The 8,206-nt window shown below is 29.6% G+C and carries 5 protein-coding genes; 4 read left to right on the plus strand and 1 reads right to left on the minus strand.

Annotated features, from left to right (window positions below; translation table 11 throughout):
* Nucleotides 1–277: 277 nt before the first annotated feature.
* Nucleotides 278–1,354: a DUF6398 domain-containing protein gene (locus ACI3VO_RS00725; RefSeq protein ID WP_439756070.1), complete on the plus strand. Its 1,077-nt coding sequence runs from the start codon at nt 278–280 to the stop codon at nt 1,352–1,354.
* Between the two features lie 51 nt (nt 1,355–1,405).
* On the opposite strand, the gene ACI3VO_RS00730 is transcribed toward ACI3VO_RS00725, so the two are convergent.
* The gene (locus tag ACI3VO_RS00730) at nt 1,406–2,455 is read right to left on the minus strand and encodes a PTS transporter subunit IIC (RefSeq protein WP_439756071.1); all 1,050 of its coding nucleotides are present in this window, start codon (nt 2,453–2,455) and stop codon (nt 1,406–1,408) included.
* A gap of 262 nt (nt 2,456–2,717) precedes the next feature.
* Between ACI3VO_RS00730 and ACI3VO_RS00735 the strand changes: the two genes are divergently transcribed.
* The 3 genes from ACI3VO_RS00735 to cspBA form a co-directional block, all read left to right on the plus strand.
* The gene (locus tag ACI3VO_RS00735) at nt 2,718–3,659 is read left to right on the plus strand and encodes a hypothetical protein (protein WP_439756072.1); all 942 of its coding nucleotides are present in this window, start codon (nt 2,718–2,720) and stop codon (nt 3,657–3,659) included.
* A gap of 283 nt (nt 3,660–3,942) precedes the next feature.
* The gene (locus ACI3VO_RS00740; protein WP_439756073.1) at nt 3,943–5,361 is read left to right on the plus strand and encodes an ATP-binding protein; all 1,419 of its coding nucleotides are present in this window, start codon (nt 3,943–3,945) and stop codon (nt 5,359–5,361) included.
* Between the two features lie 129 nt (nt 5,362–5,490).
* The coding region (gene cspBA, locus ACI3VO_RS00745; protein ID WP_439756074.1) for a bifunctional germination protease/germinant receptor pseudoprotease CspBA at nt 5,491–8,206 on the plus strand (2,716 nt) is incomplete at its 3' end.

Here is an 8,206-nt window from a genome sequence, read left to right on the forward strand (position 1 = left end):
ATAAAACACCGCCTACTTCGAAATCAATATTTTGTACGATTAGTATTATTTCCAAATAAAATAATTTTATTCTAAAAAATAGATAAATTTCTTATATCTATGCTTAAAAGATATATATTTTTAAAATCAGTTACTTTTGTATTAAATAAAAACAGATATTAAATGAATGGTAAAATATGCAAAAAATTGAACTTTTGACATATGTATATAAGATATGATAAATTATATAAGTATGTTATAATAATATAGGTTAGAATTTTGATATGGGAGGATATAGATGAAGGACAGAATTAATGAAATTAGAGATGCAATAATAGAATATTGTAAACAAAATTTAAATGAACAATATAAAGATATGAGTCTAGATGTTCTAAAAAAAATAGGACAAAAGGACGCAGATTTATTGAATTCATCTAGATGCGATATATGGGTGGCTTCTATATTAAATATAGTATTAGAAGATAATGAAATGTTTAAAAGAAAACATCCTATGTATATAACTAAAAAAGCTTTTTCTGAAAAAACAGGAGTTAGCTCAAAAACTATAAAAAGCAAATCAGAAATTTTAAGAAATGTACTTGGTGAAAATCAAGAAATTGCATCTGAAAAGGAAGCAGGGGAAATGGAAAAGGAACAAAATAATAAAGCTCAAAGCTCAAGTATAGAAACTGTAAATCTTGAAGATATAAAATTAGAGCCTCAAAAGGAGTTAACTGAAGAAGAGCTTAAAGAGTCAAAATACAAGGCTTTAATGGGATTAGCACATGAAGATTTACCTTTTGAAGATAAAATGAATTATTTACAAGAAGCTATGGTTGTCGCACAAGAAATGATAGAGGATAAAGAAAATACTACTAATTATTGGGATAATCCTTCTGCAAGACCATATATGATAGCAGCTCAAGATTTTGCAACTTTATTGGCTAACAATAATTTTTATAAAGAAGCTAAAGATATATTAGAGTTATTATTAAAGATGGATGAAAATGACAACCAAGGAAACAGATTTAAATTAATAAATTTATTAATAAAGAAAAACGATAGAAAAGAAGTAAATGATTTATTTTTAAGATTTAAAAATGAAGATTCTGCTCAATGGGATTATTTTAAGGCATTATATTATTTTAAAAATGACAATTTACACTTTGCTAGACAAGCAGTAAAAGACGGAGTTAAAAAGAATAAATACATAGGACTATTTTTAATGCAATGGACAGCTGCTTTAAAGGTTTCTGGAACAGTAATTGATCCTGTATTATATACAGAAGCTACTTACTACTATAATGAAAACTTTAACTTATGGAAAGAAACAAAGGGCGCATTAAAATGGTTAGTTAATGCAGTAATAAAATAAAAAGGCTATTTAATAGCCTTTTTATTTTATTTAGATAATTTTTTTTAATTTTTAGATGTCTAATTTTAAATCACCAGGTTTAATCCAGTTTTTAGCTCTCATAAATTCTGATATTATTAAAGTCACTACAGTAGGTAGTATGAAGTTCAGTAGTAAAATTCCTACCCACATCATCATTCCACCTTTTCCAGCTTCAGTCATGGCAGTTACTGTACCGAATTGACCGACTAGACCGCATGTACCCATACCAGATCCTATAGGAATATTTTCCATTTTAAATACTACAGTAGATAGAGGTCCTAAAATCGCTGATGCTAATGTTGGAGGAATCCATATTTTCCAGTTTTTTATGATATTAGGCATTTGTAGCATTGATGTACCTAGACCTTGTGCAAATAATCCACCTACACCATTTTCTTTAAAGCTCATAACAGCAAATCCTACCATTTGGCAGCAACATCCAACTGTAGCAGCTCCTCCTGCAAGTCCACTAAGACTTAGCATTATACATATAGCGGCACTACTTATAGGAAGAGTTAAAGCGATTCCGACTAATACAGATACTATTATACCCATAAGTACAGGTTGCATTTCAGTAGCGCTCATTATTACGTTACCGAAAGATGTCATAAATGCAGAAACAGCAGGTCCTACTAATTCAGCCACAAATACACCGACTAAAATAGTCACAGCAGGTGTCACTAATATATCTATCTTAGTTTCTTTAGATACTAATTTACCTAATTCACATGCGAAAATAGTAGCCACGAATGCTCCAACAGGTCCACCTAGCTCATTACCACAAGCACCAACTAGAGCACAAGAGAACATTACAAGAGGTGGAGCTTGAAGTCCATATGCTATAGCTACAGCTATTGCAGGTCCTGTAACTTGCTTAGCTAGTGGATTGATTACATCTGTAAATAATGATATTCCAAAATTTTGTCCCAAAGAATTAAATATTGTACCTATCAATAATGATGCAAATAGACCAGAAGCCATAAAGCTAAGGGCGTCTATTAAATATCTCTGTACAGATATTTCAATATTTTTATCCTTTGCAAATTGTTTAAAAGTTCTTCTTTGTTTTGTTTTTTCCATTTGAATAATTCCTTTCTTATATTAATTGGCAATATATTGTATTTATTGCAAAAAATAGCTTTAGATACATTATAGTATGTTTTTGCTGACATGACAAATGAAATTACATATAAGTTTACATAGAATATTGATTAAAATATAGATTTTGTGTTTATAATCTAAATGATAAGTCATAGGCATTCTAAAGATCTTATTAGAATATAAATATAATAGCAATTATGTTTAGTAAAATATGATTATTTATTGAAAAGAGAGTGATTATTTGAAAAACAATAAATTTAATATAAATAAAAAGACAGCATTTATTTTGCTAATTATTCCACTTGTATTTATTTCACAGTATTATCTTTTTAAATTTGGGGTGATAAATCCTCAAATAAAGGGAATAGAAATCAGTGCAATCAAGGGCAAGTATATAAAAGATATAGATAAATATGTAGTTAAATTAAATAAAGAAGTGATTTTTTCAACTGGAGATTACGTGAAGTTTCCATCATACGGAAAGGATCCAGTAGTAGAGTTTAAGAGTTTGGACAAAGATAATATAGTAAAAATTGAAGATAACTCAAATAATATAAAAAATACAGTTAAAATAACGGGAATTAAAAAGGGTATTGCGTCGATTGCAGTAGTTAAAAATAATAGGATTTTGAAAAAATTTAATATTTTAGTTGTAGATCCAAAGGTAATTGAGTTGAATACAGAGATAAGCGGTTCTTTAAGATATGTAGGAGATAAAGCTACTATAAAAAATTATGTAGAAGTGGATTTTGACAGATTTAATGAAAAATACGATGTAGCTTATAAAAGCTCAAATCAAAATGTTTTAAAAGTAGAGGGAAGTAAAATATACGCTGTAGGAGTTGGAAAAGCCACGATTACAGCCAATTTAGGTTCTAAAAAGGAATCGTTCGATTACAATATAGTTGCTAGAATAAAAGATATAATTGTAGATAAAAATATAAATTTAAAAGTCGGTGAGCAAAAAAGTATACATGTTTTAGTAAAAACTTCTCCAGAAAATTTGAAGACACCGAAGCCTAAGTTTACATTTTCAGAAAATAAATTACCTGTACAGAGAAATATTAGATTAGATGATGATGGGACAATTATTGGATTGAGAGAAGGTGTAGAAGAGGTATTAATATCTTGTGGTAGTGGACAAAATAAAATAGAAAAGCATATATCGATAACAGTAAAATAATCATTTAAAAAATAAAAAAAATTAAATTTTATAAACAAGTAAAATATATAATATTAAGAATATTTAAATAAGGAATCAAGTGTTAAATGAATGTTAAATTTGCTAATATTTGTACACATGTAGAAAAATAGTATAATACATTTTGTAAAAAGAATTAAAAATATGTAATATTTATGATATAATCTAACTAAATATATAAAGAAAATGGAGAGATTTTAAGAGTTATAATTTTAAAAATATCTTATTATGTAGAAATTTGTAATTTAATTGGGGGATTCAGTTTATGTATGATTATAAAAGTATATTATTTAAGAGCCCGACGCCCTTTGTTATAATAGAACTTCGAGATAACCATGCAATCATAAAGGAATCGAATGCTGCGTATAAATTGTACGTGACAGATAGATATAATATAATTGTAGAAGATATTTTAACAGATTGCATAGTGAATTTTAATTATAGGAAAATAAAAATAGACAAGACTATTTATAATGTACAAATAGAAAAAATAGGTGATAAGAGCTTTATTGCTTGGTTCTGTGAAAATGAATATCTTCCTAATGATATGCAAGAAAACCTATTATTAAATGTAAGAAAATTTGACGATGTATTCTTTCTTGTAAGCGATGGAAAGATAATATTTGTAAATGAATCTTATGAAAATATGTTTGAAGAGACTTGTAATGTACCTTGCAGTGTAGAAGAAGGATTTTATAAGTTTATAGAAAAAGAAGATGACAATGAAGAAATTTATTATGATTATTTTAAGGTAATAGATGAGAGAGTTCAAATAAAAACTAAAAAAGGTAAAAAATGGATTTGGATTAGATCGAATCCTATTAAAAATGACAAAAATCAACCTATTGCATCTTATATTATATTGACTGATATAACTAACAGAACAAATGATGTTATGAATAGAAAGGAAACAAGGGAAAAATTCTTCTCTTTTGTTTCGCATGAAATAAAAAATCCTGTAAATATGATATTGGCAACTATGCAGCTTATAGAAAAGAAGGTCGAGCAAAATGTATACGATGAAGACATATTGAGACATGTCGATTTAGTTAGAAGGAATTCATTTAGAATAATGAAAATAGTAAACGACTTATCATCAAAATCAAAGATAGAGCTCGGATATTTAGATTTTAATCCAAGTAATGAGGATATAGTTTATTTCATAGAGGAAATATGCGAATCTGTAAGGGATTTTGTAAATATTAACAATATGAATATTATATTTGATACAGATGAAGAGGAATTAATAGTTGGATTTGACTGTGAAAAGGTCGAAAAAATAGTAATCAATTTAATATCAAATTCACTGAAGTTCAGAAAAAAAGAAGGTGGAGTTATCTTAGTGAGCTTAACACATGATGACGACTTTGTCTATATAAGTGTAAAGGACAACGGAATTGGTATATCAGAAGAAAATATGAATAGAATATTTACAATATATGAACGTGTAAAGGACGAAAGAAGTATAGTTAAAGAAGGAACAGGAATAGGTCTTTCTCTAGTAAGATCATTTGCAGAGCTACATAATGGCTCAGTTTCTGTAGAAAGTGAGCTCGGAAAAGGAACTGAATTTACAGTAAAAATAGCAAATACTACAGTAGATGAGGATCAAAATACAAAATACCACCATCTTACAAAGGAAGAGAGAAGACAAAATATAGCAGTTGCTTTTTCTGATATATAAAATTAATTAAATACAGTTTAATGGAAAAAAGATTATTACTGATTTAGGTATAATCTTTTTTTTTTAGAATATTATTAAAAAAAAGAGCATAGAGAGAGTTAAAATCAGTAAACTTTTTAATTGGAAGAGGTGGTTTTTATAGATTATGAAGTTATTGTAAAATACAATGGTGATATTTTGAAGTTAGAGGAGGAGTTAAATGTAGATGTTGAGATATTAAACGATAATTTTGCTATTATAACATCGGATAATCCAAATTTATTTGATCAACTTTTAAATTATACAGAGGTAGAATATATAGAGAGACCTTTTATCTTAGAGACACAAGATGAACAGAGCTTTTTGGCATCTGGAATAACTTCTTTTAAAAATAGAACTAATTTAACCGGTAAGGGTACACTAATCGGCCTTATAGATTCCGGAATAGATTATACCTTGCCTGTGTTTAAGGATAACACTGGAAATTCTAAAATCGTCTATTATTGGGATCAATCTATAGGAAACAATCCACCAGAAGGGTTTAAGGAGGGTACTCTATACACTAATTCAGATATAAATGAAGCTTTAAATGGAAATAAGGATATACCGATACAGATAACTGCTACACACGGAACACATGTAGGCTCTATATGTGCACAGATAGCAAATAATGCACAATTTATCGTCGTGAGAGTTGGAAGTAGGCAGACAGATGTGTACTCGAGAAGTACTGAATTTATGAGGGCGATTAAATTTATATTAGATAAAGCATTAGAATTAAACAAGCCAGTAGCTATTAATATCAGCTATGGAACTAACGAAGGATCTCACAAGGGATTATCTTTATTTGAGCAATATATAGATGATATGTGTTTATACTGGAAAAACAATATAGTAATAGCGGCGGGAAACAACGGAAATAAAGGAGGACATAAGAGGATAGATTTAAATGATCAGGAGGAAGAGGAAACAGTCGAGTTTGTAGTTGGTCAGGGAGAGCTCGTACTAAATATAAATATATGGCCTAATTTTGCAGATAAATTTACAATAACAGTAATCAACCCATCTAATGAAAAAACTCAAAGCCTTTCAATTGAAAATAATAGAATATCTAATAACTTAAGAGGAACAAATATTACAGGTTATTTTTATGAAATACAGCCTTATTCAATTCAAAGGAGAATTACAATAAGACTGGATTCTGATGTTCAGATAACTCCTGGAATATGGAAAATCGTGTTTTCACAAATCGATATAGTAGATGGAATAGTGGATTTGTATCTACCTACATCAGAGGGATTGAGCCCTGATACTAGATTTTTATCTCCAAGCGGGATTTTAACAGTTACAGTGCCGGGGACAGCTAATAGAGTTATAACAGTCGGAAGCTATAATTCTAGGACAGATGTCGTGTCGGGATTTTCTGGAAGAGGCGATATAAGTCAGGGCATATATAAGCCCGATTTATTGGCTCCTGGGGAAAATATAATATCATATTTAGTAGGAGGAACGCTGGGGGCACTAACTGGAACGAGTATGGCAACACCTCATGTGACAGGTTGCTGTGCCCTTTTGATGGAGTGGGGAATTGTAATGGGAAACGACTTGTTTTTATATTCTCAAAAATTAAAATCCTTGCTGCTTCAAAATGCAAGGCGAACTGCAAACAGCACATATCCTTCAAATGCGAGTGGATATGGTTTTTTAGATATGTCAAATATAGATTTAGGAAGGTCAACTAATAATTTAAAGCGCTTGGCAACAAATTTAAATCAAAATTTTCTACAAAGATATAATAGACAACAAGATGCATATGCAAATTCTATATTCATATATTTCACACCAAACGATGATTTTTTTAATAGCTTAGAGCAATACGGATTTTCTAGTATTTTTAAGAGACTCAGCGAAAATAGCGGTATATTTTTTTTAAGTGAGTCAGATATATATTTATCAGAAGTATTTTTTAACAATAGAAATATTACAATTGTGCAAAGGCTGATAGAAATGAGTCTATTGTCCGATGTATCATCTAGCACATCAGAGGGAGTCTATGTAAATGAGCAGTCGAATATAGGATATATAAAAAGCAATCCAAACCTAGATGTAACAGGTAGAAATGTAATAATAGCAATTGCAGATACTGGAATAGACTATTTACATCCAGATTTTATATATCCAGATGGAACTAGTAAAATACTGTATTTATGGGATCAAACAATTGAAGGAAATCCACCTAAAGGATTTTATTTTGGGACAGAGTACACTAGAGACGATATAAATAGGGCAATCAGTCAAAATGATAATACATTATCCAAAGATGAAGTAGGTAGCGGAACTTTGCTAAGCGGTATTTGTTCAGGACTTGGAAATGTAAATCCTCAATATGAAGGAATAGCAAAAGACAGCGAGCTTATAATAATTAAGCTTGGAAAAATCGATGAAAGCTATAATAATGCCTACTATTATGTGGCAAGAGATTACGCTACCAAAAAAGCTAGAGAATTAGAACGTCCACTTATAGTAAATACTTCAATAGGCTCAAATAATGATGTTGGATTTATAAATAGAGGGGCATCTCCTACGAGCTGGTATCAATATGCAGAATGCGAGATTGCAGGAGCTGGAAATCAGGGAAATACCCAAACTCACAAAAGCGGTAAATTATTAAATGAAGGAGAGACACAGATAGTAGAGCTTGAGATAGAAGAGACAGAACCTGATTTAAAAATAGATGTTTGGATTAGCCGTCCAGATAGAGTAAATCTAAAAATTATTTCTCCAACCGGTGAGCAAAGTAATGATGTAGGAATAGGGTATTATAGACAGGCAAGTGGTTTTTTTAACTTTGAAAATACATCTTATT

The organism is Intestinibacter sp. (genome assembly GCF_051866655.1).
Taxonomy (GTDB): Bacteria; Bacillota; Clostridia; order Peptostreptococcales; family Peptostreptococcaceae; genus Intestinibacter.

Excerpts from the sequence above, each read along its gene's own strand:
- ACI3VO_RS00725 (WP_439756070.1), top strand. The coding sequence starts at position 278 with ATGAAGGACAGAATTAATGAAATTAGAGATGCAATAATAGAATATTGT.
- ACI3VO_RS00730 (WP_439756071.1), bottom strand. The coding sequence starts at position 2,455 with ATGGAAAAAACAAAACAAAGAAGAACTTTTAAACAATTTGCAAAGGAT.
- ACI3VO_RS00740 (WP_439756073.1), top strand. The coding sequence starts at position 3,943 with ATGTATGATTATAAAAGTATATTATTTAAGAGCCCGACGCCCTTTGTT.